At 61.8% G+C, this 22,656-nt stretch carries 23 protein-coding genes; 15 read left to right on the forward strand and 8 right to left on the reverse strand.

The window, feature by feature from the left end:
• Positions 1-144 precede the first annotated feature (144 nt).
• The gene (locus OKB87_RS09285) at positions 145-441 is read left to right on the forward strand and encodes a hypothetical protein (protein ID WP_270827219.1); all 297 of its coding nucleotides are present in this window, start codon (positions 145-147) and stop codon (positions 439-441) included.
• Positions 442-487: 46 nt separating this feature from the next.
• On the opposite strand, the gene OKB87_RS09290 is transcribed toward OKB87_RS09285, so the two are convergent.
• The 7 genes from OKB87_RS09290 to OKB87_RS09320 all read right to left on the reverse strand — a co-directional run bounded on the left by OKB87_RS09290 (position 488) and on the right by OKB87_RS09320 (position 6,859).
• Positions 488-2,938, reverse strand: coding sequence for a sensor domain-containing protein (locus OKB87_RS09290; RefSeq protein ID WP_270827220.1), 2,451 nt, complete (start codon positions 2,936-2,938; stop codon positions 488-490).
• Between the two features lie 105 nt (positions 2,939-3,043).
• Positions 3,044-3,676 (reverse strand): hypothetical protein, encoded by a 633-nt coding sequence (locus tag OKB87_RS09295; protein ID WP_016351744.1) that lies wholly within the window; start codon positions 3,674-3,676, stop codon positions 3,044-3,046.
• A complete protein-coding gene (locus OKB87_RS09300) occupies positions 3,666-4,805 on the reverse strand; it encodes a hypothetical protein (RefSeq protein WP_270827221.1) in 1,140 nt (379 codons plus the stop codon). The genes OKB87_RS09295 and OKB87_RS09300 overlap by 11 nt, the downstream gene beginning before the upstream one ends.
• Before the next feature lie 169 nt (positions 4,806-4,974).
• The gene (locus OKB87_RS09305; protein ID WP_016351742.1) at positions 4,975-5,343 is read right to left on the reverse strand and encodes a hypothetical protein; all 369 of its coding nucleotides are present in this window, start codon (positions 5,341-5,343) and stop codon (positions 4,975-4,977) included.
• A gap of 7 nt (positions 5,344-5,350) precedes the next feature.
• Complete coding sequence (gene torD / locus OKB87_RS09310; RefSeq protein WP_016351741.1) at positions 5,351-5,995, reverse strand: molecular chaperone TorD; 645 nt, start codon at positions 5,993-5,995, stop codon at positions 5,351-5,353.
• Between the two features lie 148 nt (positions 5,996-6,143).
• Positions 6,144-6,548 carry a GFA family protein gene (locus tag OKB87_RS09315; RefSeq protein ID WP_026080264.1) on the reverse strand — a complete coding sequence of 135 codons (405 nt, stop codon included), beginning with the start codon at positions 6,546-6,548 and terminating at the stop codon, positions 6,144-6,146.
• A 23-nt stretch (positions 6,549-6,571) separates the two neighbouring features.
• Entirely contained in the window at positions 6,572-6,859 is a 288-nt protein-coding gene (locus tag OKB87_RS09320) for a hypothetical protein (RefSeq protein ID WP_017409302.1), read from the reverse strand.
• Positions 6,860-7,292: 433 nt separating this feature from the next.
• Here OKB87_RS09320 and glyA point away from each other — a divergent pair, with 433 nt between their 5' ends.
• The 6 genes from glyA to ribBA all read left to right on the forward strand — a co-directional run bounded on the left by glyA (position 7,293) and on the right by ribBA (position 12,858).
• Positions 7,293-8,546 carry a serine hydroxymethyltransferase gene (gene glyA, locus OKB87_RS09325; protein WP_011707102.1) on the forward strand — a complete coding sequence of 418 codons (1,254 nt, stop codon included), beginning with the start codon at positions 7,293-7,295 and terminating at the stop codon, positions 8,544-8,546.
• Between the two features lie 128 nt (positions 8,547-8,674).
• Entirely contained in the window at positions 8,675-9,109 is a 435-nt protein-coding gene (locus tag OKB87_RS09330) for a hypothetical protein (RefSeq protein WP_270827346.1), read from the forward strand.
• A gap of 134 nt (positions 9,110-9,243) precedes the next feature.
• Positions 9,244-9,693, forward strand: a complete 450-nt coding sequence (nrdR, locus tag OKB87_RS09335; protein ID WP_010675395.1) for a transcriptional regulator NrdR — start codon at positions 9,244-9,246, stop codon at positions 9,691-9,693.
• Between the two features lie 96 nt (positions 9,694-9,789).
• Entirely contained in the window at positions 9,790-10,899 is a 1,110-nt protein-coding gene (ribD, locus tag OKB87_RS09340; RefSeq protein WP_270827223.1) for a bifunctional diaminohydroxyphosphoribosylaminopyrimidine deaminase/5-amino-6-(5-phosphoribosylamino)uracil reductase RibD, read from the forward strand.
• Positions 10,900-10,953: 54 nt separating this feature from the next.
• Positions 10,954-11,607 carry a riboflavin synthase gene (locus OKB87_RS09345; protein ID WP_106553201.1) on the forward strand — a complete coding sequence of 218 codons (654 nt, stop codon included), beginning with the start codon at positions 10,954-10,956 and terminating at the stop codon, positions 11,605-11,607.
• 141 nt (positions 11,608-11,748) lie between these two features.
• The gene (gene ribBA, locus OKB87_RS09350; protein WP_065479063.1) at positions 11,749-12,858 is read left to right on the forward strand and encodes a bifunctional 3,4-dihydroxy-2-butanone-4-phosphate synthase/GTP cyclohydrolase II; all 1,110 of its coding nucleotides are present in this window, start codon (positions 11,749-11,751) and stop codon (positions 12,856-12,858) included.
• Between the two features lie 63 nt (positions 12,859-12,921).
• On the opposite strand, the gene OKB87_RS09355 is transcribed toward ribBA, so the two are convergent.
• Positions 12,922-14,133: a S1 family peptidase gene (locus tag OKB87_RS09355; RefSeq protein WP_270827224.1), complete on the reverse strand. Its 1,212-nt coding sequence runs from the start codon at positions 14,131-14,133 to the stop codon at positions 12,922-12,924.
• Between the two features lie 197 nt (positions 14,134-14,330).
• On the opposite strand from OKB87_RS09355, the gene ribH reads away from it, so the two are divergent.
• The 8 genes from ribH (at position 14,331) to OKB87_RS09395 (ending at position 22,621) form a co-directional block, all read left to right on the forward strand.
• A complete protein-coding gene (gene ribH / locus OKB87_RS09360) occupies positions 14,331-14,801 on the forward strand; it encodes a 6,7-dimethyl-8-ribityllumazine synthase (RefSeq protein WP_016351731.1) in 471 nt (156 codons plus the stop codon).
• Between the two features lie 14 nt (positions 14,802-14,815).
• Positions 14,816-15,229, forward strand: a complete 414-nt coding sequence (gene nusB, locus OKB87_RS09365) for a transcription antitermination factor NusB (RefSeq protein WP_011707095.1) — start codon at positions 14,816-14,818, stop codon at positions 15,227-15,229.
• 60 nt (positions 15,230-15,289) lie between these two features.
• Positions 15,290-16,249: a thiamine-phosphate kinase gene (gene thiL, locus OKB87_RS09370; protein WP_011707094.1), complete on the forward strand. Its 960-nt coding sequence runs from the start codon at positions 15,290-15,292 to the stop codon at positions 16,247-16,249.
• Positions 16,246-16,740 (forward strand): phosphatidylglycerophosphatase A family protein, encoded by a 495-nt coding sequence (locus tag OKB87_RS09375; RefSeq protein ID WP_077095623.1) that lies wholly within the window; start codon positions 16,246-16,248, stop codon positions 16,738-16,740. Before thiL ends, OKB87_RS09375 begins: the two co-directional genes overlap by 4 nt.
• 510 nt (positions 16,741-17,250) lie before the next feature.
• Positions 17,251-18,975 (forward strand): dipeptide ABC transporter ATP-binding protein, encoded by a 1,725-nt coding sequence (locus tag OKB87_RS09380; protein ID WP_270827225.1) that lies wholly within the window; start codon positions 17,251-17,253, stop codon positions 18,973-18,975.
• Positions 18,976-19,045: 70 nt separating this feature from the next.
• Entirely contained in the window at positions 19,046-20,602 is a 1,557-nt protein-coding gene (locus OKB87_RS09385; RefSeq protein WP_253627273.1) for an ABC transporter substrate-binding protein, read from the forward strand.
• Between the two features lie 99 nt (positions 20,603-20,701).
• Positions 20,702-21,676, forward strand: a complete 975-nt coding sequence (locus OKB87_RS09390; RefSeq protein WP_010633104.1) for an ABC transporter permease — start codon at positions 20,702-20,704, stop codon at positions 21,674-21,676.
• Positions 21,677-21,679: 3 nt separating this feature from the next.
• Positions 21,680-22,621, forward strand: coding sequence for an ABC transporter permease (locus OKB87_RS09395; protein WP_016351728.1), 942 nt, complete (start codon positions 21,680-21,682; stop codon positions 22,619-22,621).
• Positions 22,622-22,656 lie beyond the last annotated feature (35 nt).

The raw sequence follows: 22,656 nt of genomic DNA on the forward strand, positions 1-22,656 counted from the left end.
TGTAATGATTAGGTAACAACTTATACCTTTGGCGAGGGAGGGCAATTAGACTTTTGGATAGATGGCAACATCCGCTTACAGTCGAGTCGATGACAATTCATCGCTGATTGGGTAAAACGTCGTTTTATCGACGGAGATAGTCCCATGTTGACCCTGCTATTGTGCGCCTCCCTCTGGCAGTTCGAGGCCCCGCAGGCCACCGATGAGGGCGCATTGGCCGCCCCCCATGCCAACGGCCTTGCGTTGACACCGGCACAGCCCGCTTCGCCATCCCTGCGGGACCACATCAGCGGTCAGTTGAGCGAGGACTGGCTGGCGCGCAAGCCGTCGGTGTCCGTCACCCTCGAAGAGAAAAAATCCTCCTATCCGCAGGACTCCTTGCTGGAAGAATCACGCCGGCAGCAGGACGAAGGGTGGGATGCCAGGCTGACCTTCAACTGATGAGCGTCACCTGCGCCGCTGGTGCGGCGCGGATCCCGGTGCACCGCTAGCACCAGGCGCCCTTGCGCGAGCCCAGCTGCTCGGCCAGATGGGGCTCGGCCAGCGGATGGCTGAACAGATAGCCCTGCCCCTCCTGGCAGTGCAGTGATTGCAGAAACTGGCGTTGGGCCTGGGTCTCGATCCCTTCCGCGGTAACCACCATACCCAGGCTGTCGGCCAGGTTGATGATGGTGCGGCACAGCTCCCGGCTGTGCTTGTCATCGGGCAGTGCCTGCACGAAGGTGCGGTCAATCTTGATGCGATCGATGGGCAGGCTCTTGAGCAGACTCAGGGATGAGAAGCCGGTGCCGAAGTCGTCGATGGCGATCTGTACCCCCAGCGCCTTCAGGCGTCTGAACAGCTGCAGGCTCTGAACGACCCGCTGGATGATGCTCTCGGTGACCTCTATCTCCAGCTTCTCTGGCGGAAAGCCGGTCTCGGCCAGGATGGCGGCGACCCGCTCCACGTAACCTGCCGAGCGCATCTCCCGCACCGACACATTGATCGACAGCCTGGGTACCGCCAGTCCGGCGGCCAGCCACGCCTGTCCCTGCTGGCAGGCGGTGCGCATCACCCATTCGCCGATCTGTTCGATGAGCCCGCACTCCTCGGCCACCGGGATGAAGCGGGTGGGCCCTATCATCCCCTCGCTGGGGTGCTGCCAGCGCAGCAGGGCCTCCAGCCCGCTCATGCGGTTGCTGGCGAGCTCCGTCATGGGTTGATAGAGGACGCAGAGCTGATGCTGCTCGATGGCCTTGAACAGCCCCTGCTCCATGCTCATTCGCTCCCGGGTCTGCTCGGTCATGTCCGGGGTATAGAACAGATAGCCGTTGCGGCCCCGGTTCTTGGCCTCGTACATGGCGCTGTCGGCGGCGCTGACCAGGGTATCCGGGTTGGTGGCGTGTTCCGGATAGAGGGCGATGCCGATGCTGGCGGAGACGGCCACCCGCTCGTGGCCGAGTTCGACCGGCTCGCGCAGGCCGGCCAGCAGTTGCTCGGCGAGTCGCTCCAGCTCCTGTGGCCGTTCAAAGAAGGGGATCAGCACCAGGAACTCATCGCCACCGAGCCGGGCGGCCACGTCGTTGTGACGCAGGACGCGGCGGATCCGCTCGGCCAGCAGCTTGAGCAGTTCATCGCCGGCGCGATGGCCCAGGGTGTCGTTGATCAGCTTGAAACCGTCCAGATCGATGAACAGCAGGGCCAGTTGCTGGTGGTTGAGCTGGGCGGTCTTGAGTTCCAGCTCCAGCCGCTCCTGCAGCAGGTTGCGGTTGCCGAGCTCGGTCAGGGGATCGTGATAGGCGAGGTGGTTGAGCTGTGCTTCGGCCTTGCGAATGGCGCTGATGTCGGAGAAGGCGATGACATAGTTGGTGGTGTTGTGGCGGCTGTCGTGTACGGCGCTGACATGTTGCCAGGAGGTGAAGTAGCCGCCATCCTTGCGCAGACACATCATCTCGCCATGCCAGGCGTGACTGCCGGGCAGCAGGGTATGCCATGGGTAATCAATGTCGGTGTGGCGGCGCGGGTGCATGATAGCCTCCGGCGACTTGCCCACGATCTCCGCTTCTTCATATTGAGTCATGCTGGAAAAGGCCGGGTTGACCGAGATGATCTGGCGCTGACCATCCATGATGATGATGCCTTCGGCGGCGGTCTCGAATACCACGTTGGCCTGGCGCAGCTTGTCCTCCTGGTTGCAGCGACTGGTGGCATCGTGGATCACCCCGGTGATGCGCCGCCCCTGATGGTCGGTGGCCGCCACGTGATCGGCGTGAATGTCGACCCAGCCCCGCAACTGATCCGGCCCGAGATAGCCGAGGGTGAGGTGAATGGGGGCCGTGCCGTTGACCGCCGCCCTGAACTGCTCGCCAGAGAGCGGGTCGAAGCGCTTGATGAACTGCTCCATCCCCCCCTGAAACTGGCTGGCCGGGGTGCCGAGCAGGCGCTCGACCTGGCCGTCAAACTGCAGCCTGTCCTCCGTCACATGCCACTCCCACACCCCGATCTGGCCGGCACTCATGGCCAGTTGCAGCCGCTGCTGCGCTTCGACCTGCTCGGTGACGTCCCGCACTATGGTGAGGATGCGGTCGGGCACCCCCTGTTCGTCCAGCATGGGGCTGTAAATGGCCTGCCAGTGGCGCTGCCGACCCTGATGGGCCGCAGTATGGCCGCTCAGGTTCAGCTCGACCCGGGGGACGCCGCTGCTGATGATCTGCTGGAACAGGGGTTCCAGCACCGGAGCCAGCGTGGGGACGATTTCGCGCAGGTATCTGCCGTAGTGCTCTTCTCGGGAGAGGCCGTTGAGATCGGCCAGGGTCTGGTTGACGCTGCGACAGCGAAAGTGGCGGTCAAACACGCCTATGCCAAACGGGGCCAGTTCGAACAGCTGCTGCAGCTCGTTCATGTTCAATTGCCCCGTCAGCGGTGGATCCGGCATGGCATTGAAAGTCTCTTCGCCCATCGCGCGCTCCTGAATTGACTTCTTTGTCATTTAAGCTGCTGTCAGTATGGCATGAAGCATTCTGGAGGGAAGAGAGGGGGCGTCATTCGCCCCCTTTTTGCGGTGTTACCAGCTGAAGTGATAACTCAGGGTCAGGTTGATCATCGGTTGCCAGTCGTGCTCCTTGATGAGCCACTGCTTGGCGCCGAACTCGGTGCCAAGGCGCCACTGCTGCCAGCGCCAGCTGCGTTCCAGCGTGACTCCCCAGTCCCGCAGGCCCTCGTCAGCTCCGTAGGCGGCCATGTGGGCCTGACTGCCCCGGGTCAGCCAGAGGTTGAGGGAGATCTCGGCCGGCAGCGGCAGGCTGTGCTCCATGTACCAGAGCTGGCCATAACGGCCGCTGACGTCATAGAGCTGGCCCAAGGTGAGCTGGTGATCGTCGTCCAGTTGCCAGCCGAGGCGCCAGAAGGCGCTGAAGCGGTTGCGATCGACCACCTGCATGGGCGCGACGCCGACCGCGAAGAAGCTCTTTTTATAGAGCGGCAAGGCCAGCCCGGCGCTCTGGCCATCGGCGAAGAGCAGGCCGACCTGGGTTTCCCGCTCATAGGCGAGCCAGAACTGCATGCTGGCATCGGCGCTGACCCCCGCCTGATTGCTGCCAAGCTGCCACTGACCGCCCAGCTGCCACTGGTTGTCCGGCTCTTTGGCCGACAGGGGCAGGGTCAGGAGCAGCAGTGGCAGCCAGCACTTATTTGCCATAGAGCCGCGCCCAGTCCCGGTCCTGATGCATGCCCATCAGGTGGCAGATGATGCCGGAGCGCTGGAAGGCATGGATGAGCAGCATGCTGGTGGCACTGAGCGCCATGATGAGGCCGAAGTTGTTGGGCAAGATGGTGCCCTGACGGGCGGTCCACCACAGCAAGAGCGGGCCCCACAGGTGCACGAAGATGCTCTTGTGGAAGATGAAGACGGTCAGCGAGTACATGCCGATCCAGTTGAGCGGGCGCCAGCACAGCCGGATGTTGCGCTGATGCAGCCAGAGCACGGCCCCGATCACCAGAAACTCCATGCCCCAGATGCCGGCGCGGCCGACCATGTCCATCGCCAGTTCGTGTTCGTTGGCGTAGATGTCGCTGAGCTCGACCGTGCTGGTCTCGCCGAGCATGAGATAGACGGCCAGCGCCACCAGCGAGAGTGTCAGCACCAGGCCGTTGAGGCGGTCCCGCCATTGGGGCCGCTGATGCCAGCACCAGCCATAGAGGAAGCCGAAGCAGCCGCTGGCCATGAAGAGGTCGAGGCGGGCATCCAGCTCGTAGTCGGGGTGCACGTGCAGCTTCATCCAGCCGTCGATGTGACCGAGCAGATCCTGCACGCCGAGCTGATCCAGCAGCAGGCTGAGCAGGGTCAGCAGCAGCATGCCGCGGATGCCGAACCAGGCGTAGACCAGCGAGAAGAGCGCCAGCAGACACATCCACAGCATCACCGGGTAGAACGAGATGGCCTCGCCGAAGTTGGGAGCGATCACCAGCCCTTCCACATAGAGCACCAGAATGATGCTGGCGAACAGCACCAGCTTGCCGCCCAGTTGCGGTCTGAAACTGGCCTGATCGCGGCGGCTGAGGTTGAAGGCGGCCAGCGCCAGGTAGATCTGGCTGACCCAGGGAATGAGCCAGGCCGAGACCTGGGCCGTGGTGTGATCCATGGGCAGCAGCTGGCCGGCCATCGCCTTGTGCGACAGATAGAAGCTGTCCCACAGGGCATGTTCCCGGTTGAAGAAGTCGATGTACCAGTAGTTGAGGTAGCCGGTGTAGTGCTCGAAGACGGCCATGAAGATGACGAGCCCTCGCAACAGGTCGAGACCCGTGATGCGTGCATCCTGTGGAGGCATGCTGATGCTCCTGCATTGGTTGGAAAAGGAGCGGCACTATAACGGTTGCGGCGAAACTGAACGGGAGCTGAATGTAAGCGAATGTTACCAGCAATTGAGGGCTCGCCCTTGTGACAAGGGCGGATGGGCGGATCGGGCTGTCATGATTTGTAATAGTTTTGGCGGTTTATCAGCCTTTCTGGCGGCCGAAGGCCTGGATGCCGCGCACCAGCACCAGCAGGCCGAGCCCGTGAAACGGTAGCGCCAGGGCGAGCAGCAGCAGCCAGTGGGCCTCGCTGCCGCTGCTGTTGATGAAGTCGACCCAGGCGGCCAGCAGGGCCAGCATACCCGCTATCTGGAAGCGGCGGCGCAGCACCACCTCCACCCCGAGATTGGCGAGGTAGAGGGTCAGCAGGATACCGGCGAAACCGGTGAGCTGGGCGGTGCCGTAGAGGACGCGGTCCGGGTTGAACAGCAGGGTCACAAGAGGGGTAAGGCCCTGATCCAGCGGGATCAGGGCCAGCAACCAGCAGGCGATCAGCAGCAGGGCCGTCTTCATGTCGAACTCAGTCGGCGGCTGGCGCCGGTTTGACCAGGCTGAGGTAGTTGGCATCCATGGTGAGGAAGACCCCCAGCAGGCGGGCGCTGGCACCGTAGAAGCCAAACGGATCGGCGGCGCGGCAGGCGCGCTCGAAATGCGGGAACCAGGCCAGCAGATGGCCGTGCAGCAAGGCCTCCTGCTCGCCGAGCCACTGTTCGCGCAGGTCGGCGCTGGCGGCTTCGGCGGCGCGGATGATGAGATTGCCCATCAGATCCAGTTCGACCCCCAGATGATCGACCGGTTGTTGGTATTTGGCGCTGACATCGATATTGAGTCGGCTCAGCCGCGCCTGCATGCGCTCGAGCGCAGCGGCGTCCTGGTGGGCGGATTCATGGGGAGAGACGGCGTCGTTGGCCAGGAACAGCTCATGGAAGTCGCTGGCCAGCGCGTTGGCCCGCTCGGGGCGTACCAGCAGGCGGGCGATGGCGTCATTGAGCTCGGCCACGGCCGGGCGCATGGGATCGAGCGTGGAGAGGCTCTTCAGGAAGCTTCGCACATCATAGCTGTCGTATTCGGCGATCTGTTCGTCGCTGAGCTGGGCGGTAAACAGGGTGGCAAACCACCAGTAAAGTTCGGCCCGACGTTCGCTAGTGGCCAGAAATTCCTGCATTTTTCCTCCGTGGATGGCAAGCGGGAAGCAGACTGAGCCCGATTCTAACGGCTTTGGCAGAAAAGTTAACCCATAGGTGACAATCCGCCGAACAAGTCGGGAAAAACGCCGCCAGAGGCGGCCTTTTCAGGGCATGTCGGTGACGGTGTCAGGCGGTGGGGTGAGTCTCGAACTGCGGCAGCTCATCGGTGATCTCGTGCCAGGGAGCCTTGGAGCCGACGAAAATGTGAAAGCCGGGTCGCTGGCTCGGCGCCGTGTCGAGAATACCGAGGCGCAGGTTCAACTTGCCGCTGCTGCGCTTCTCGCTGAACAGGCTGGAGCCACAGTGGCGGCAGAAGGCGAGGGTGGTCTCGGGGGATTTCTGGAAGCGGCTGATGGCCTCCTCTCCTCGAGTGATGGTGACGAGCGCACCATCCAGGCCGCCCACCGGGGCGTAATCGGCGCCGGAAAATTTGCGGCACTCGGAACAGTGGCAGTTGCCCAGATAGTCGAAGCGGTCGGGCAGGCTCAGGGCGACGGCGCCGCACAGGCAGCTGGCGGTCAATGATGTCATCTTGCGGATCCTTGGCTGATGGGTCAGAGCTCCTCGCGATAGAGCGTCTTCTTGCAGCGGGTGCAGATATGCTGGCGCCGGAAATCGGTCTGGTGCACCAGGCCCACATCCAGTTGCTGATGGTGGCCGCAGTGAATACAGAAGATGATGTCGCCATCGATGGCTTCCGGGTGCGCTGCCAGATACTGCTCGCGGGTGGGCAGTTGATCCCACTGCGTGACAAAGGGACTCTTGCGAGTGCCGGTATAGTAGATCCAATAGAACAGCGCGAATACCGAAATAATCAGAAACAGCATCAGGTTATCCAGCATGGCTTACTCCCGTGAGGTCTGCGGTGCAAAGAGGCAAGGGGGTGACGTGAGCAGCAGTTGACCGGATGCGATGAGAGGGCCCTTCTGTTGCCGGTCGCGTCGTTGCTGCGCATGCCGGGCAACCGCTGTGCCAGCTAAAGATGTTATCTGTTAGTAAATGCTATATCCATGATCTGGCTCTGGTTTTGGCAGTTCGGCCAGTCCGGGCCCGGTCATGATGCCCGAGCGGTGACAGGGGATGGCACGGCTGGCGTGGGTGTCGGGTGATGACTCTCACGCCGATTGGGGAGCATGGTCATTGTGAATTTCGCGACACATTTTACATTTTTTAAACAAATTTTTGGGTGGTTGGACTGTCTCTTTGATCCAGCTCACGTTACAATGCGCCTGCCCACTTCACCTATCGCGCAAACGATTTTCAGGAGAGAAACGGATGTTGAAACGTGACATGACCATTGCCGGCTATGATCCAGAGCTGTGGCAGGCCATCACAGACGAGACCCGTCGTCAGGAAGAGCATATCGAGCTGATTGCGTCCGAGAACTACACCAGCCCCCGTGTCATGGAAGCCCAGGGCTCCCAGCTGACCAACAAGTACGCCGAGGGTTACCCCTCCAAGCGTTACTACGGTGGTTGCGAGTATGTGGATGTGGTTGAAACCCTGGCTATCGAGCGCGCCAAAGAGCTGTTCGGTGCCACCTACGCCAACGTGCAGCCGCACTCCGGCTCCCAGGCCAACAGCGCCGTCTACATGGCCCTGCTGCAGCCGGGCGACACCGTGCTGGGCATGAACCTGGCCCACGGTGGTCACTTGACCCACGGCTCCCCGGTCAACTTCTCCGGCAAGCTGTACAACATCATCCCCTACGGCATCGACGAGTCCGGCAAGATCGACTATGACGACATGGAACGTCAGGCGGTCGAGCACAAGCCGAAGATGATGATCGGTGGCTTCTCCGCCTACTCCGGCATCGTTGACTGGGCTCGCATGCGCGAAATCGCCGACAAGGTCGGTGCCTGGCTGTTCGTCGACATGGCTCACGTGGCCGGCCTCATCGCCGCTGGTGTCTACCCGAACCCGGTGCCCCACGCTCACGTGGTCACCTCCACCACCCACAAGACCCTGGCCGGTCCGCGCGGTGGTCTGATCCTCTCCGCCGCCGACGACGAGGAGCTCTACAAGAAGCTCAACTCCGCCGTCTTCCCGGGTGGTCAGGGTGGCCCGCTGATGCACGTCATCGCCGGTAAAGCGGTGGCCTTCAAAGAGGCATTGGAACCCGAGTTCAAGACCTACCAGGCTCAGGTCGTCAAGAACGCCAAGGCGATGGCAGCCACCTTCATCGAGCGCGGCTACAAGATCGTCTCCGGTGGTACCGACAACCATCTGATGCTGGTTGACCTGATCGGCCGCGAGCTGACCGGCAAAGAGGCCGACGCTGCGCTGGGTAAAGCCAACATCACAGTCAACAAGAACTCCGTGCCCAACGACCCGCGCTCCCCGTTCGTCACCTCCGGCGTGCGGATCGGTACCCCGGCCATCACCCGCCGCGGTTTCAAGGAAGCCGAGTCCATCCAGCTGACCAACTGGATCTGCGACGTGCTGGACAACCACGACAACGATGCCGTGCTGGCCACCGTACGCGAACAGGTACTGGACATCTGCCGTCGTTTCCCGGTGTATGCCTGATAACGGCTCTCACCCGGTTTGAGACCAATGCCACCCACGGGTGGCATTGTTTTTTGTGGCGTTTGGCAACACAGGAGGGCCTGATGACGCTGAACGGCGAAGAGCATAGCGGGCAAGGCAAGCTGACCATGTCCAGTGAACAGCAAGAGCTGGCGCTGGAGGCGGCGCTCAGGCAGGCGATCCGCGCCCAGTACCACTTTCGCGCCAGCGAACAGGGGCTGCTGGCCTGGGACGTGCGCCGGCTGGTGCGACTGAGCCGCGATCTGCCGGTGCAGGCGGTGGCGCTCGGCGAGATTGCCGAGCTCGATCAGGTGCACTGGTACGGCCATGACGCCGCCCGCCCCACGGTGCGTAGCGTGGTGGAGCACTGCCAGCTGATGATGGCGGCCGATCTCGCCTATCCCATCCTGCTGGACAGCGCCGGCCGGGTGATGGATGGCATGCACCGGGTAGGCAAGGCGTTGCTGCTGGGCCACAGCCATATCGAGGCGCGTCGCTTTGCCGTCGATCCCGCCCCCGATTATCAGGGCTGCGACCCCGATACCCTGCCTTATGACGACTGAGCCAGGGGCCGCCTGGGTGTATGCCATTCCTTGTTTCCACGGGCTTTTACCGGTTCCGGATGGCCGTGCTACACTGGCCGGCCTAGAGCCAGCCCCCGGGGCCGGCGCCCTTTTCCATCAACGCCGGAGGTCCGATGCATTGCCCTTTCTGTAGTGCGGTAGATACCAAGGTGATCGATTCCCGTCTGGTGGCCGAAGGCCATCAGGTGCGCCGCCGTCGCGAATGCCTGCTCTGCCACGAGCGCTTCACCACCTTCGAGATGGCCGAGCTGGTGATGCCCCGCGTCATCAAGTCCAACGGCTCACGCGAGCCATTCAACGAAGACAAGCTGCGGGCCGGCATCTTGCGGGCGCTGGAGAAGCGGCCGGTGAGCATGGAGGCCATCGAAAAGGCGGTCAACCACATCAAGTCCCGCCTGCGCGCCACCGGCGAGCGCGAAGTCGCCTCCCAGCTGGTGGGCAACCTGGTGATGGACGAGCTCAAGAGCCTGGACAAGGTGGCCTATATCCGCTTTGCCTCCGTCTATCGCAGTTTTGAAGATATTCGCGAGTTCGGTGAAGAGATCGCCAAGCTGGAGAAGTAAGTCTTTCTTCCAAACCAGGTTGCCGCGTTCGATTACGCTGCGCTAATCGAACCGACGATATTGCGTCAGCCTGGATGTGCTGTCAGAGGAGCCCAGATGTTTAGTCAAGACGATTACCAATGGATGAGCCGGGCCCTCGAACTGGCCCGCCGCGGCCGTTATACCACGGCCCCCAACCCTTGCGTCGGCGCCGTGCTGGTGAAGGCCGGCGTGGTGGTGGGAGAGGGCTGGCACCAGCGCACGGGCGAGCCCCATGCCGAGGTGTACGCCCTGCATGCCGCCGGTGACAACGCCCGTGGCGCCACCGCCTACGTGACCCTCGAACCCTGCTCCCATCACGGCCGCACCCCGCCCTGCGCCGAGGCGCTGATCAAGGCCGGGGTGACCCGGGTGGTCGCCGCCATGGTGGATCCCAACCCTCAGGTGGGCGGGCGCGGCCTGCGCATGCTCTCCGAGGCCGGCATCAAGACCGATTTCGGCCTGTTGGCCGCCGAGGCCGAGGCGCTCAACCCGGGCTTTTTCAAGCGGATGCGTACCGCGTTTCCGCAGGTGACGGTCAAGCTCGGCGCCAGCCTGGATGGCCGCACCGCCATGGCGAGCGGCGAGAGCCAGTGGATCACCTCCCCGGAGGCGCGTCGCGACGTGCAGCGGCTGCGGGCTCGCCACGATGCGGTGCTCTCCAGCGCCGAAACCGTGCTGGCGGATAACGCCTCCCTCACCGTGCGCTGGGACGAGCTGCCGGCCTCGGTCAAAGCCGCCTATCCCAAAGAGACCCTGCGCCAGCCGCTGCGGGTCATCGTCGATTCGCAAAACCGGCTCACCCCGGATCTGCCGCTGTTCCAGAGCGAGGGCCCGGTACTGCTGGCTCGCCACAAGGCATCCGGTGAGTGGCCCGCCTGGGTGCAGCAGCTGGAAGTGCCACTGCTGGATGGCAAGCTGGATCTGGTCAGCCTGTTCATGCTGCTGGCCAAGCAGAACGTCAACTCGGTGCTGGTGGAGGCGGGACCGCGGCTGTGCGGCGCCCTGCTGGACAAGGGGCTGGTGGATGAGCTGGTACTCTATCAGGCGCCCAAACTGATGGGGGATGAGGGGCGCGGCCTGTTCCACCTGCCGGGGCTGACCCGGCTGTTCCAGGCGCCCAAGCTCAACATCAAGGATGTGCGCATGGTGGGGCCGGATATCCGCATTACGGCCAGACTGGCCTGACTTATCAATGTTAAAGGGGGCGGTGCCGCCCCCGTCATCAGCAAGGTGATCTGCATGTTTACCGGAATTATCGAAGCGGTGGGAACCCTGGCCGAGCTGCGCCGCCAGGGTGAGGACATGGCCCTCACCGTGCACGCACCGACCCTGGACTTTGGCGACGTCAAGCTGGGCGACTCCATCGCCACCAACGGCGTCTGCCTCACCGTGATCGCGCTCGGCGACAAGAGCTATACCGCCGACGTGTCGCTGGAAACCCTCTCCCGCACCGGTTTCGCCACCGCCAGGGTGGGCGATCGGGTCAACCTCGAGAAGGCGTTGATGCCCACTTCCCGCCTCGGCGGCCACCTGGTCTCCGGTCATGTGGACGGCATCGGCGAGGTGAAGAGCAAGTCCGCCAGCGGCCGCGCCATCGAGTACTGGATCAAGGCGCCGGGCGAGCTCTCCCGCTACATCGCCGAGAAGGGCTCGATCGCGGTGGACGGCATCAGCCTCACCGTCAATGCGGTGCAGGGGGATCTGTTCCGGCTGACCATAGTGCCCCACACCGCCCAGGAGACCACCATCGCCCAGTGGAAACCTGGCTACAGGGTCAATCTCGAGGTGGATCAGATTGCCCGCTATCTGGAGCGGCTGATGACGGGCAAGCGTGAGGAGAGCAGCGCCTCCACCCTGACCCTGGAAAAGCTGGCCCAGTCCGGTTTCCTGTGATGGCCCCTCGGCGGGAAAAACGCTTTTCTGTGATCCCGCGCCGATTGAAATGGGGCCTCCTGTGCCCCATCTAGAGCACAATAGGCAGTATCAAGCCGAGCCGACTGGCTCAATCCCCGCAGCATGTTGATGGAGTAGCCCATGGCGCTAAGCACGACCCAGGAAATCATTGCCGATATCAAGGCTGGCAAGATGGTGATCCTGATGGATGACGAAGACAGGGAGAACGAAGGGGACCTCATCATGGCCGCCTCCTGTGTCCGCCCGGAAGATATCAACTTCATGGCCCGTTACGGCCGGGGGCTCATCTGTCTGACCCTGACCCGGGATCGCTGCAAGCAGCTGGCGCTGCCGCTGATGGTCGATCGCAACAATGCCCAGTTTTCCACCGCCTTTACCGTGACCATCGAAGCGGCCGAAGGGGTGACCACCGGCATCTCCGCCGCCGACCGCGCCGTCACCGTGCAGGCAGCTGTCGCACCGAACGCCAAGGCCGCCGATCTGGTGCAGCCCGGCCACATCTTCCCGCTGATGGCGCAGGACGGTGGCGTGTTGACCCGCGCCGGCCACACCGAGGCCGGTTGCGATCTGGCCCGGCTGGCGGGTTACGAGCCGGCGTCCGTCATCGTCGAGATCCTCAACGAAGACGGCACCATGGCGCGCCGCCCTGATCTGGAGCTGTTCGCCGAGCAGCACGGCATCAAGCTCGGTACCATCGCCGACCTCATCGAATACCGCAATCAGCACGAGACCACGGTAGAGAAGGTGGCCGAGTGCAAGCTGCCCACCGAGTTTGGCGAGTTCGACCTCATCACCTTCCGCGACACCATCGACAACCAGGTGCACTTCGCCCTGAAAAAGGGTGAGGTACAGGCCGAGCAGCCGACCCTGGTGCGGGTCCATCTGCACGACGTGCTGAGCGATCTGCTGCTGACCGATCGCCATAGCGCCCGCAGCTGGCCGCTGCCCAAATCCATGGCCCGCATCGCCGATGAAGGCGGGGTGCTGGTGATCCTGGGAGCGGAAGCTCACGGCGCCGAGCTGCTGGCCCGGGTCAAGGGGTTCGAGGCGGCGGACAAGGGGCTGGCACCGGAAGGGGCCAAGTGGCAGGGCACCTCGCGCCGGGTCGGGGTCGGTTCCCAGATCCTCAAGGCGCTGGGTGTGGGCAAGATGCGCCTGTTGAGCTCGCCGAAGAAGTACCATGCCCTCGGCGGTTTCGGCCTGGAAGTGGTGGAGTACATCGGCGAATAAGCCTGATGTGATGAAATGAATATGAAGCAAGGGATGACCTCGGTCATCCCTTGCTGTTTTGCCTTAGCGGCGCCGGCGCAACCAGGCCAGCGGCAGCAGCAACAGGGCTGCGAAACCGGTGGCGCCACCACCGCCACTGCTTGAAGTGGTCGTCGTTGTGGTGGTCGTGGTGGTATCCGGAGTCTTGGTGGGCTCGCTGGTGAGACTGATCAAGGCCCCTTCAAGGCGCTGGCTCGCCCCCTGTTCATTGGTGGCGGTGAGTTCAACGCCCTGCACGCGCAAGGTACCGACTGTATTGTTGCCATCGGCGCGAAGCCGCAGGGTGCAGGTTTGACCCGCTTCCAGACGGGCGGCGCAGCCGTTGCTCATGGCGGGAGCATCGCTGTAGAAGCCGCTCAGGGTGACCGCCTGGTTGCTGCGGTTGGCCAGCAGGTAGTCGGCCCAGCCACTGGTGCCTGAAGGCAGGATCAGGCCGCGGACCGTGGTCAGGGTGACGCCTTGCTGCTGCTCGGCGATCCAGTCACTGAAGGCGGGGGCGTAGACATAGCCACCGGCGCTGCCGGTGGCGCAGGGGAAGGCCCCGTAGCTGGTCACGCCGACCAGTTGTCCATCATAAGTGAGCGGACCACCGCTGTCCCCTTTGCAGGTGTCCTGACCGGCCAGCTTGCCGGCGAAGATATGGGTCGTGGTCGGGTCACCGTACCAGAAGTCCCGGTCTCCCCGATAGGCGAGATCCACCGCCAGCAGCTGCGGGCTGGCTTTGGTCGCGCTGGGGTCGATGCCACCGTACCCCAGGGCATGCAGCATGGTCGTGTTCTGCTGCCAGGTATCCTTGATGACGGGGTCGGCGATGGCGATCGGTGCCTGGGTAACGGGCGTGGCAAGGTGCAGCAGGGCCACGTCCGAGGCGTTCGGGGTGTCGCGATAACCCAGATTGGTCAGCAGGTTGACGTAATACTCCGGGTGCATCAGCACCTGGTCTACCTTGCTGCGAAGGTGAGGGCGGCTGAGATCACTCACTCCGATGGCCACTTCCATGGGGCCGGACTGGGCCTCGGCGACGCAGTGCGCTGCGGTGAGTACCCACTGCTTGTCGATGAGGGTGCCGCCGCAGAAATTGCTCCAATTGCCGTTGACGACTTCGCCGACGGCCACCATCCAGCTGGGGGCTGTCACGGCGCTGCCGCCGATGATGCGCGGGCTGCCAGCATCGGCCTGAGCAGCCAGCGGCAGCAGGCAGGCGAGTGCGACGCCGCTGCGTTTGAAATCCAACATACTGAACTCCTTGGTGTTATTATTTTAACCCGTAGTAGGGTGACGTATTATTATCAGGTCGGATCAGTTAAGCAAAAAGTCAATTGCGCTCTCGTTGCCAGAATTGTGATGCATGTTTTTGTCCGATTCCCCTTTGTGCTAGAATGTGCGCACTTTTGACTCCGGCCCCTTTTGATTGCACAGAGACAGGATTTCCCATGAAGGTTATCGAAGGAAATATCGCCGCTCCTGAGGCGCGCGTTGCTATTGTCGTTGCCCGTTTCAACAGCTTCATCAACGAAAGCCTGGTGGACGGTGCGGTAGACGTACTGAAGCGTCAAGGTCAAGTCCAGGACAGCAACCTGACCCTGGTGCGAGTGCCGGGCGCAGTCGAAATCCCCCTGGCCATCAAGAAGCTGGCCAAGAGTGGTCAATATGACGCCATCGTGGCGCTGGGCACCGTCATCCGTGGCGGCACCTATCACTTCGATCTGGTGGCAAACGAGAACAGCAAGGGTATGGCCCAGGTAATGATGGAATATGAAATTCCGGTTGCCTTCGGCGTACTGACCACTGAAAACATTGAACAAGCCATCGAGCGTGCCGGTACCAAGGCGGGTAACAAGGGTGCAGAGGCAGCATTGAGCGCGCTCGAAATGATCAACGTCCTGAAACAGCTGGACGTGTAACGAGGAGAAATGCATTGAAACCGTCCGAGCGCCGCAAGGCCCGCCATTGTGCCACCCAGGCCATCTACCAGTGGCAGATGACCAAGGCCAACGTGGGCGACATCGAAGAGCAGTTCAAGATCGATCAGGACACCAAGGGTGTGGACCTGAACTACTTCCGCGATCTGCTGTTCGGAGTAGCCCTCCACTGCAACGAGCTGGACAAGGTCTTCGCACCTTTCCTCTCCCGTCCGCTGGAAGAAGTGGACATGGTGGACAAGGCGATCCTGCGTCTGGCGACCTATGAGCTGACCCGTCGTGATGATGTGCCGCCGCGCGTGGCCATCAACGAAGCGATCGAGCTGGCCAAATCCTTTGCTGCCGATGACAGCCACAAGTTTGTCAACGGTGTACTGGACAAGGTGATCAAGTCGCTGAACAAGCGTTGATCCTGCTGTCCGTCAACAGCATCTAAGAGAGGAGCCAGCTTATTGCTGGCTTTTTACTGTATGGGTGAATTCGAGCTGATTGATAAGTACTTCAAGGTCCCCCACGCCCGCAAGGACGTGGTGATGGGTCCTGGAGATGATTGTGCCCTGCTGACCCTGCCCCCCGACACCCAGCTGGCGGTGAGCACGGATACCCTGGTGAGCGGCGTCCACTTCTTTCCCGACATGGATCCGGTGGATCTGGGCTACAAGGCGCTGGCGGTCAATCTCTCCGATCTGGCTGCCATGGGTGCCGAGCCGCGCTGGGTCTCACTGGCGCTGACCCTGCCCACCATCAACGAGGCCTGGGTAGCCGGTTTTGCCGAAGGGTTCCTGGAGCTTGCCGAATACTACAATGTGGCGCTGGTGGGCGGCGACATGACCCGCGGCCCGCTCTCCATCACGGTATCGGTGAAAGGGTCTGTGCCGGCTGGCCGTGCCCTGCTGCGCAGCGGCGCCAAGGCAGGGGACGGAGTCTATGTGACCGGCACCCTGGGCGATGCCGCCCTGGCGCTCTCCCATCTGCTGGCCAAGCGAACCCTCAACGAGAACCAGCTGGCGGCCGTGCTGCCGCGCCTCGACCATCCCCATCCCCGCATTCTGGCCGGACAGGCCCTGCGCGGGCTGGCTGGCAGCGCGCTGGATCTCTCCGACGGGTTGGCCTCGGATCTCGGCCATATCCTCAAGGCCTCCGGCGTGCGGGCCCAGATCGATCTCGATCTGCTGCCGCTCTCGCCGGTGCTGCAGGATGCGGTGAGCGAACAGGATGGCTGGCAGCTGGCACTGGCCGGTGGCGATGACTACGAGCTCTGTTTCACCGTGCCGGAGGAGCATCGCGGCGCGCTGGACACGGCGCTGGCCAACTGCGGCGTCAAGTTTACCCGCATCGGCCGCATCGTTGCCGGCGAACCGGGTATCGACTATCTGCGGGGCGAACAAACGGTGGCGCTGGAACTGAAAGGGTGGGACCACTTCGCATGAGTCTGTTGATGATAAAGCCCGAGCTGAAGCGGCTGAACCTGAAGCATCCGCTGCACTTTCTGGCGGTGGGCTTTGGCTCCGGTCTCTCGCCCAAGGCGCCGGGCACCATGGGGACGCTCGCCGCCATCCCCCTTTACCTGCTGGTGAGCGGTCTGTCGACGCCCTGGTTCATCGGGCTGCTGATAGTGGGCTTCGTGGCGGGCATCCGGATCTGCCAGAGCGCCACCGATGCCATCGGCATGCCGGATCACGGCGCCATCGTCTGGGACGAGGTGATCGGTTTTGGGGTCACCATGATAGCGGCCCCGACCGGCTGGGAGTGGGTGCTGGCCGGCTTCGTGCTGTTCCGGTTGTTCGACATCCTCAAGCCCTGGCCCATCTCCTGGTTCGACCGCCGTATCCATGGCGGCCTCGGCATCATGCTGGACGATCTCATCGCCGGCCTGTTCGCCCTGTTTTGTATGCAATCGCTGGCATACTGGCTGGGTTGAGGGTGACAGCAAGGGGGAGCGCCATGCTGGCATCCCCCTATATATCTCTGTTTAGTTTTCATTCATCGGCATATGCTGCCGTTAAAAAATCATTTCACATAAATATTCACTACTCATTCGAAGCTTAAGACTATTGTGTCAATAGTGAATATTCCCGCCTGTTACGCCATTGTTGAAAGTAAAAGCACTAGTAATGCATTTTATCGGTCATATAGTCTGTATATGTGATGCTTGTCATGATTTATGACTACTGGCTTGGCTGCTAACTGAGCAAAGTATTGCGAAATTGTATAACCCGATCATTTACACTCGCCGCCAAACCGTCTAAGTTACTCGCGGGTTATTCCAAAAAAATGCAAAAAACCCGCCCGGATCGCTGGTTTCGTTGTCTCATGGATTGAGCGTTTTGCAGTCATATCAAGCACTCAAGATCACCCCAAGGCACGACCGGCATCTGCGGCCGATTGACGGACGAATTATTTGGGACGGATGTCCCCCGCAGAGGTAAACATGTCCTTGCTCGAAGTGAAAAACTTGCGGATCGAGTACCCCTCCCGCTACGGGGTGCTGGCCGCAGTGAAGGATCTCTCTTTTTCCGTTGAAAAGGGGGAGATAGTCGGTGTGGTAGGCGAATCCGGTGCCGGCAAGTCCACCATAGGCAACGCCGTCATCGACCTGCTGAGCCCCCCTGGCCGTATCGCCCGTGGCGACATCTATCTCAATGGCGAACTCATCTCCGGCAAGAGCCAGAACGAGATGCGGGCCATTCGAGGGTCGCGCATCGGCTTCATCTTCCAGGACCCCATGACCTCCCTCAACCCGCTGTTCACCGTCGAACGGCAGCTGGTTGAAACCATTCTGGCCAATACCGACCTCACCCGTGAGGCGGCCTTTGCCAAGGCGCTTTCCCTGATGGCTGCGGTGGGCATCCCGCAGCCTGAGCTGCGCATCAAGCAGTATCCCCATCAGTTCTCCGGCGGCATGCGCCAGCGGGTGGTCATTGCCATCGCCCTCTCCGGCGACCCCGAGCTCATCATCGCCGACGAGCCGACCACGGCGCTGGACGTCTCCATTCAGGATCAGATCCTTCAGCTCATCCGCAACCTCTGTAAAGAGCGGCAGGTGGGCTGCATGCTGGTGACTCACGATATGGGTGTGGTGTCCAACGTCACCGACAAGGTGGCGGTCATGTATCGCGGCGATCTGGTGGAGTTCGGTACCACCGAACAGGTGCTGGGTCGCCCCAACCACCCCTATACCCGAAGCCTCATCTCGGCGGTGCCCCGCTCGGATGTGAAGCTGGTGCGCTTCCCGCTGGTCTCCTATATCGAGGACGCCGGTGCGGCGGATACCAGCATCGATCTCAAGACCCACTGGCTCGGCCAGAGTCAGGACGAGCGCGCCTATGAAGGGGCGCTGCTGCGGGTGGAGAACGTGGATCTGAAGTTCGTCACCAAGGATTCCCTGTTCCCGAGCCGCCGCCAGTACGTGCGGGCCTGCAACAACATCAGCTTCGAGATCTTCGAGGGTGAAACCTTCGGCCTGGTGGGGGAGTCTGGCTCCGGCAAGTCGACCATCGCCCGTGCCATCACCGGCCTCTACCCGCCCGATACCGGCAAGATCTTCTTCGAGGGGATCGATCTGACCGCGCTCAAGGGCGAGCATGAGCGCCGCCCGCTGCGCCGCCAGATGCAGATGGTGTTCCAGAACCCCTACTCCTCGATGAACCCGCGCATGAAGGTGCGCGACATCATCGCAGAGCCGATCAGCTTTCATAAGCTGGCGGGCAGCGAGAGCCAGATCGAGGGGATCGTCGGGGATCTGCTGGATCACGTCGGCCTCGGCCGCGGTGCCGGGGTCAAGTATCCCCACGAATTCTCTGGCGGCCAGCGTCAGCGCATCTCCATTGCCCGCGCCCTGGCGACCCGGCCACGCTTCCTCATCTGCGACGAGCCCACCTCGGCGCTGGATGTCTCGGTGCAGGCCCAGATCCTCAACCTGCTCAAGGATCTGCAGCAGGAGCTTGGCCTCACCATGCTGTTCATCAGTCACGATCTGCCGGTCATCCGCCAGATGTGCGATCGCATCGGGGTGATGCAGCACGGTCATCTGGTGGAAGTGGCGGAGACCGAGAAACTCTTTACCAATGCCGAGCATGAGTACAGCCGCAAGCTGATCTCCCTCATGCCGGAGTTCAAGGGAATGTCCCGCGAGGGGCTGGAAATCGCAAGCTAGGAAAGGGGCGGCCCGCCGCTCTGCTTGTCAAAAAAAGTGTCAATAAAAAGCCAAAAGCATGGAGAAAGACATGAAGAAAGGATTATCCAAGATTGCCCTGGCGCTGTTTGCCGCCGGTTTCGCTTTTAATGTTTCCGCCGTCGACATCAAGGTCGCCGTCGCCTCCGACGCCACCTCGCTGGATCCGCAGGAGCAGCTCTCCGGTCAGACCCTGGAGATGTCCCACCTGGTGTTCGATCCGCTGATGCGTTACACCCAGGACCTGAAATTCGAGCCGCGTCTGGCCGAGAAGTATGAGCGTATCGACGACAAGACCGTGCGCTTCTTCCTGCGCAAGGGCGTCAAGTTCCACTCCGGCAACGACTTCACCGCCGATGACGTGGTGTGGACCGTCAACCGTCTGAAGTCCTCCGTCGACTTCAAGGCCATCTTCGATCCCATCGCCGAAGTGAAGAAGGTCGATGAGTACACCGTCGATCTCGTCACCGCCAAGCCGTTCCCGCTGGTGCTGCAGACCGTCACCTATATCTTCCCGATGGACTCCAAGTTCTATACCGGCAAGACCGAGGCGGGCAAAGACAAGGCCGAGATCGTCAAGAACGGCGACTCCTATGCCTCTACCCACGTCTCCGGTACCGGCCCGTTCAGCGTCAAGTTCCGCGAGCAGGGCGTGAAGCTGGAGTACACCCGCAACGCCAACTACTGGGACAAGGCCTCCAAGGGCAACGTCGACAACCTGACCGTGGTGCCCATCAAGGAAGACGCCACCCGCGTGGCGGCCCTGCTGGGTGGCGACGTGGACATGATCTACCCGGTTGCGCCGAACGATCTGGAGCGCGTGAAGAACGGCAAGGACACCCAGCTGGTGACCCTGTCCGGTACCCGCGCCATCATCATCGAGCTGAACCAGAACACCAACCCGGCGCTGAAAGACAAGCGCGTGCGTCAGGCGATCAACTACGCCATCAACCAGGTGGGCATCGTCGAGAAGATCAACAAAGGCTTCGGTACCCCTGCCGGCCAGCTGAGCCCGAAAGGCTATGCCGGTCACAACGAGGCGCTCAAGCCCCAGTATGATCTGGCCAAGGCCAAGCAGCTGATGAAGGAAGCCGGCTATGAGCAGGGCTTCAAGATGAGCTTCATCTCCCCGGCTGCCCGCTACGTCAACGACGTCAAGATTGCCCAGGCCGTCTCCGCCATGTTGGCCAAGATCAACATCAAAGTGGATCTGAAGACCATGCCGGTGGCCCAGTACTGGCCTGAGTTTGACAAATGCGCCGCGGACATGCAGCTGATCGGCTGGCACTCCGACACCGAAGACAGTGCGAACTTCTTCGAGTTCCTGACCTTCACCAAGGATGCCAAGACCGGCATGGGTCAGTACAACTGCGCCGGTTATGCCAACGCCGAGGCTGACAAGCTGGTCGAGCAGGCCAACGCCGAGACCGATCCGGCCAAGCGTGCCGAGATGCTGAAGAAGGTCGAAGCCATGCTGATCGACGACGCTGCCTATGTGCCGCTGCACTGGGAAGATCTGGCCTACGGCGCCAAGAAAAACGCCGACATCAAGCCGGTGGTCAACGTGATGAACTTCCCTTACCTGGGTGACCTGGTGGTCGGCAAGTAAGCGAAGGTTGCAAGGAAGGACGGGGCGGGGTGGTCAGCCGGCCACCCCGCCTGCTAACAGAAGCCTGTGCCATGACACAGGCCACGTAGAAGGACAAGCATGTTTACATTCCTGCTGAAACGGTTCTATCAGGCCGTGATAGTGATGTTCGTCATCAGCCTGGTCGCCTTCTCCATCCAGGACAACCTGGGGGATCCGTTGCGCGAGCTGGTGGGACAATCCGTCTCCGAAGCCCAGCGCCACGAATTGCGCGAGAAGATGGGCCTCAACGATCCTTTCCTCGTCAAATACAGCCGCTTCTTGAAGAACGCGGTACACGGGGACCTGGGTACTTCCTACTTCTTCAAGCGACCCGCCCTCGAGGTTATCCTCGACAAGCTGGTGGCTACTCTTGAGCTGGTGTTTGGCGCTGCGCTGATCATCGTGGTGGTCTCCATTCCGCTTGGGGTCTACTCGGCGATCCGCCCGCACAGCATACCGACCAAGATCATCATGGCGGGGAGCAGCATCGGCATCTCGATCCCGGTGTTCCTGACCGCCATCATGCTGATGTATCTGTTCTCCATCCAGCTGGGCTGGCTGCCGGCCTATGGCCGCGGCGAGACCTACAACCTGCTGGGCTGGGAGTCGGGCTTCTTCACCTGGGACGGCATCAAGCATTTGATCCTGCCCTGCGTGGCACTCTCCTCCATCATGCTGCCGCTGTTCATCCGGCTGGTGCGCTCCGAGATGCTGGAACAGCTCTCTTCCGAGTACGTCAAGTTCGCCCGTGCCAAGGGGCTGGACAACAACAAGGTCTACTATCAGCACGCTCTGAAGAACACCATGCTGCCGGTCATTACCGTCGGTGGTGTGCAGATCGGTACCATGGTGGCCTACACCATCCTGACCGAGAGCGTGTTCCAGTGGCCGGGGACCGGCTTCCTGTTCCTCGAGGCGATCCACCGGGTCGATACGCCCCTCATCACCGCCTACGTCATCTTCGTCGGGCTCATTTTCGTGGTGACCAATACCCTGGTCGACCTGCTCTACGGGTTGATCAACCCGACCGTCAACCTGACCGCCAAGGGGTAACAGATGACAAATGCTGTAACTGCAAGCCCAAGCCGTTGGGCACGTTTTAAAAATTCCGACATCGTCTACTACTTCCTGCGGGACAAGGTAGCCATGTTCAGCTTTGCGGTGTTCGTGGTGTTCGTACTGGCGGCGCTGCTGGCACCCTGGCTGGCCCCGTACAACGTCTACGACCAGACCAGCTTCGATCTGATGGATGCCGAATTGCCGCCCTCCTGGCTGGAAGGGGGCGAAGAACGCTTCTGGCTTGGTACCGACAACCAGGGGCGCGACATCTGGAGCACCATCCTCTATGGTGCCCGCATCTCTCTGACCATAGGTCTGTTCGCGGTGGCGCTGCAGCTGGTGCTCGGCATCGTCATCGGGCTGATCGCCGGTTACTTCGGTGGCCGCATCGACAGCCTGCTGATGCGCTTTGCCGACGTGCAGCTGTCGTTCTCCACCATGATGGTGGCGATCATCATCTCCGCCATCTTCCAGGCGACGTTTGGTTCCGAGTTCTACTCGAAGTTCGCCATTCTGATGCTGGTGGTGATCATCGGTATCGCCGAGTGGCCGCAGTACGCCCGCACCGTGCGCGCCTCGGTGCTGGCGGAGAAGAAGAAGGAGTATGTGGAAGCGGCCAAGGTGATGGGCTTTCGCGCCCCGCGCATCATGTTCCGCCACATTCTGCCCAACTGCCTGTCGCCGATCCTAGTCATCTCCACGGTGCAGGTGGCCAACGCCATCATGAGCGAGGCTGCCCTCTCCTTCCTCGGTCTGGGGATGCCGGTGGATCAGCCGTCGCTGGGCTCGCTCATCAGCGTGGGCTTCAACTACATCTTCTCCGGTTCCTGGTGGATCACCGCCTTCCCGGGCATCTGCCTGGTGGTGCTGGTGCTGGTCATCAACCTGTTGGGCGACTGGCTGCGGGATGTGTTCAATCCCAAGCTCTACAAGGGTTGATGGTCACAGATAAACCAACGAGACAGACAAACAAA

It is taken from the genome of Aeromonas sp. Y318-1 (assembly GCF_027706125.1).
Taxonomy (GTDB): domain Bacteria; phylum Pseudomonadota; class Gammaproteobacteria; order Enterobacterales; family Aeromonadaceae; genus Aeromonas; species Aeromonas hydrophila.

Coding starts and splice junctions, on each gene's coding strand:
- OKB87_RS09285 (WP_270827219.1), top strand. CDS start 145: ATGTTGACCCTGCTATTGTGCGCCTCCCTCTGGCAGTTCGAGGCCCCG.
- OKB87_RS09290 (WP_270827220.1), bottom strand. CDS start 2,938: ATGGGCGAAGAGACTTTCAATGCCATGCCGGATCCACCGCTGACGGGG.
- OKB87_RS09295 (WP_016351744.1), bottom strand. CDS start 3,676: ATGGCAAATAAGTGCTGGCTGCCACTGCTGCTCCTGACCCTGCCCCTG.
- OKB87_RS09300 (WP_270827221.1), bottom strand. CDS start 4,805: ATGCCTCCACAGGATGCACGCATCACGGGTCTCGACCTGTTGCGAGGG.
- OKB87_RS09305 (WP_016351742.1), bottom strand. CDS start 5,343: ATGAAGACGGCCCTGCTGCTGATCGCCTGCTGGTTGCTGGCCCTGATC.
- torD (WP_016351741.1), bottom strand. CDS start 5,995: ATGCAGGAATTTCTGGCCACTAGCGAACGTCGGGCCGAACTTTACTGG.
- OKB87_RS09315 (WP_026080264.1), bottom strand. CDS start 6,548: ATGACATCATTGACCGCCAGCTGCCTGTGCGGCGCCGTCGCCCTGAGC.
- OKB87_RS09320 (WP_017409302.1), bottom strand. CDS start 6,859: ATGCTGGATAACCTGATGCTGTTTCTGATTATTTCGGTATTCGCGCTG.
- glyA (WP_011707102.1), top strand. CDS start 7,293: ATGTTGAAACGTGACATGACCATTGCCGGCTATGATCCAGAGCTGTGG.
- OKB87_RS09330 (WP_270827346.1), top strand. CDS start 8,675: ATGTCCAGTGAACAGCAAGAGCTGGCGCTGGAGGCGGCGCTCAGGCAG.
- nrdR (WP_010675395.1), top strand. CDS start 9,244: ATGCATTGCCCTTTCTGTAGTGCGGTAGATACCAAGGTGATCGATTCC.
- ribD (WP_270827223.1), top strand. CDS start 9,790: ATGTTTAGTCAAGACGATTACCAATGGATGAGCCGGGCCCTCGAACTG.
- OKB87_RS09345 (WP_106553201.1), top strand. CDS start 10,954: ATGTTTACCGGAATTATCGAAGCGGTGGGAACCCTGGCCGAGCTGCGC.
- ribBA (WP_065479063.1), top strand. CDS start 11,749: ATGGCGCTAAGCACGACCCAGGAAATCATTGCCGATATCAAGGCTGGC.
- OKB87_RS09355 (WP_270827224.1), bottom strand. CDS start 14,133: ATGTTGGATTTCAAACGCAGCGGCGTCGCACTCGCCTGCCTGCTGCCG.
- ribH (WP_016351731.1), top strand. CDS start 14,331: ATGAAGGTTATCGAAGGAAATATCGCCGCTCCTGAGGCGCGCGTTGCT.
- thiL (WP_011707094.1), top strand. CDS start 15,290: ATGGGTGAATTCGAGCTGATTGATAAGTACTTCAAGGTCCCCCACGCC.
- OKB87_RS09375 (WP_077095623.1), top strand. CDS start 16,246: ATGAGTCTGTTGATGATAAAGCCCGAGCTGAAGCGGCTGAACCTGAAG.
- OKB87_RS09380 (WP_270827225.1), top strand. CDS start 17,251: ATGTCCTTGCTCGAAGTGAAAAACTTGCGGATCGAGTACCCCTCCCGC.
- OKB87_RS09385 (WP_253627273.1), top strand. CDS start 19,046: ATGAAGAAAGGATTATCCAAGATTGCCCTGGCGCTGTTTGCCGCCGGT.
- OKB87_RS09390 (WP_010633104.1), top strand. CDS start 20,702: ATGTTTACATTCCTGCTGAAACGGTTCTATCAGGCCGTGATAGTGATG.
- OKB87_RS09395 (WP_016351728.1), top strand. CDS start 21,680: ATGACAAATGCTGTAACTGCAAGCCCAAGCCGTTGGGCACGTTTTAAA.